This is a genomic window from Gluconacetobacter sp. (assembly GCF_047721585.1).
In the GTDB taxonomy this organism is placed as follows: domain Bacteria; phylum Pseudomonadota; class Alphaproteobacteria; order Acetobacterales; family Acetobacteraceae; genus Gluconacetobacter; species Gluconacetobacter dulcium.
In genome coordinates this window covers 1-2,147 of record NZ_JBDNXE010000247.1, presented here as the reverse complement: position 1 = coordinate 2,147, position 2,147 = coordinate 1, and the positions used below count along the sequence as shown (strand labels likewise).

Here is a 2,147-nt window from a genome sequence, read left to right as displayed (position 1 = left end):
GGGTTCAGGCCCTTGGGGCAGGTCTGGGTGCAGTTCATGATCGTGCGGCAGGCATACAGCTTCAGCGGATCTTCCAGCGCATCCAGCCGGTCGCCCGTATGCTCGTCACGGCTGTCGGCGATCCAGCGATAGGCTGCCAGCAGGGTGGCCGGGCCGAGATACCGGTCGCCGTTCCACCAGTAGGACGGGCAGGAGGTCGAGCAGCAGAAGCACAGGATGCATTCCCACATCCCGTCCAGCTTCTCGCGTTCCTCGATGCTCTGGCGGCGCTCGGAATCCGGCGGCGGCGCGGTGTCGGACTTCAGCCAGGGCTCGATCGAGCGGAGCTGGGCATAGGCGCCGTTCAGGTCGGGCACCAGGTCCTTGACCACGGGCATGTGCGGCAGCGGATAGATCGATACCGCGTCCTTCACGTCCTTGATCGGCTTGAGGCACGCCAGCGTGTTCTCGCCGTCGATGTTCATCGCGCACGAGCCGCAGATGCCCTCGCGGCATGAACGCCGGAAGGTCAGCGTCGTGTCGACGTTGTTCTTGATGTGGATCAGCGCGTCCAGCACCATCGGGCCGATCTTGTCCAGATCGAGCTCGTAGGTGTCGACCACCGGGTTGGCGCCATCGTCAGGATTCCAGCGATAGATCCGGAAGGGCTTGACGTTCTTGGCACCGGGCTCGGCCGGGAAGATGCGGCCCTTCCCGATCGTGCTGTTCTTTGGCAGGCTGAATTCGACCATCGTCTCGTTCCTTTTCCGCCGCTTCGCTCAGTAGACGCGCTTCTTGGGGGGGAAGACCTGGACCTCGTCGGTCAGCGTCTTCATATGCACCGGGCGGTAGGTCAGGGTGACGCCGCCCTTGTCGTCCAGATGGGCGACGGTGTGCTTCATCCATTCCTTGTCGTCACGGTCCGGATAGTCGTCGTGGGCCTGGGCGCCGCGGCTCTCGTGCCGGGCTTCGGCGCCCGCCATCGTGACCGTGGCGTTGGCCAGCAGGTTCTCGAACTCCAACGCTTCCATCAGGTCGGTGTTCCAGATCAGCGACCGGTCCGAAACCGCGATGTCGGGCACCTCGGTCCAGATTTCCTTGATCTTCTCGACACCTTCCGCGAGGCTCTTGGAATTGCGGAACACCGCCGCGTGCTTCTGCATCGTGCGTTGCAGCTTGTCGCGCATGGCCGACACGTGGGTGCCGCCCTTGGCGTTGCGCAGCTTGTCCAGACGGTCCAGCGCGGCCTCGCCGGCCTTGGGCGGCAGCGGCGCGATGGTCTCCAGCGGCTTGATCAGCTCGGCGGCGCGCTTGGCGGCGGCGCGGCCGAACACGACCAGATCCAGCAGCGAGTTGGTGCCCAGGCGGTTGGCGCCATGCACCGACACGCAGGCGGCCTCGCCCACCGCCATCAGGCCGGGAACGACGGCATCGGGATTGTCGGCGGTGGGGCGGATGACCTCGCCATGATAGTTCGTGGGAATGCCGCCCATGTTGTAATGCACGGTCGGCAGGACGGGCACCGGCTCCTTGGTCACGTCGACGCCGGCGAAGATGCGCGCAGTCTCGACGATGCCGGGCAGGCGCTCATGCAGCAGGTCCGCGCCCAGATGCTCGAGATGCATCATGATGTAGTCCTTGTGCGGACCACAGCCACGGCCTTCGTTGATCTCGATGGTCATGGAGCGCGAGACGACATCGCGCGATGCCAGATCCTTGGCGGTCGGCGCGTAACGCTCCATGAAGCGCTCGCCTTCCGAGTTCGTCAGGTAGCCGCCTTCGCCGCGGCAGCCTTCGGTCAGCAGGCAGCCGGCCGGATAGATGCCGGTGGGGTGGAACTGGACGAATTCCATGTCCTGCGTCGGCACGCCGGCGCGCATCGCCATGCCGCCGCCGTCGCCGGTGCAGGTATGGGCCGAGGTGCAGGACTGGTACGCGCGGCCGTAGCCGCCGGTCGCCAGCACCACCGTCTGCGCGCGGAAGCGATGGATCGTGCCGTCTTCCAGGCACCAGGCGACGACGCCGCGGCAGGCGCCTTCGTCGTCCATGATCAGGTCGATGGCAAAATATTCGACGAAGAACTCGACGTTATGCTTCAGGCACTGCTGGTACAGCGTGTGCAGGATGGCATGGCCGGTGCGGTCGGCGGCGGCGCAGGCGCGGGGCAC

Annotated in this window: 2 protein-coding genes; both read right to left on the bottom strand. The window is 65.8% G+C overall.

Translation table 11 applies throughout. The features are described from left to right. Positions 1-731, bottom strand: a 731-nt coding sequence (locus ABF821_RS20875) for a succinate dehydrogenase iron-sulfur subunit (protein ID WP_415531455.1), incomplete at its 3' end; no start/stop codon positions are given. 27 nt (positions 732-758) lie between these two features. Beyond that, a partial coding sequence (gene sdhA / locus ABF821_RS20870) for a succinate dehydrogenase flavoprotein subunit (protein ID WP_415531454.1) occupies positions 759-2,147 on the bottom strand: 1,389 nt, incomplete at its 5' end.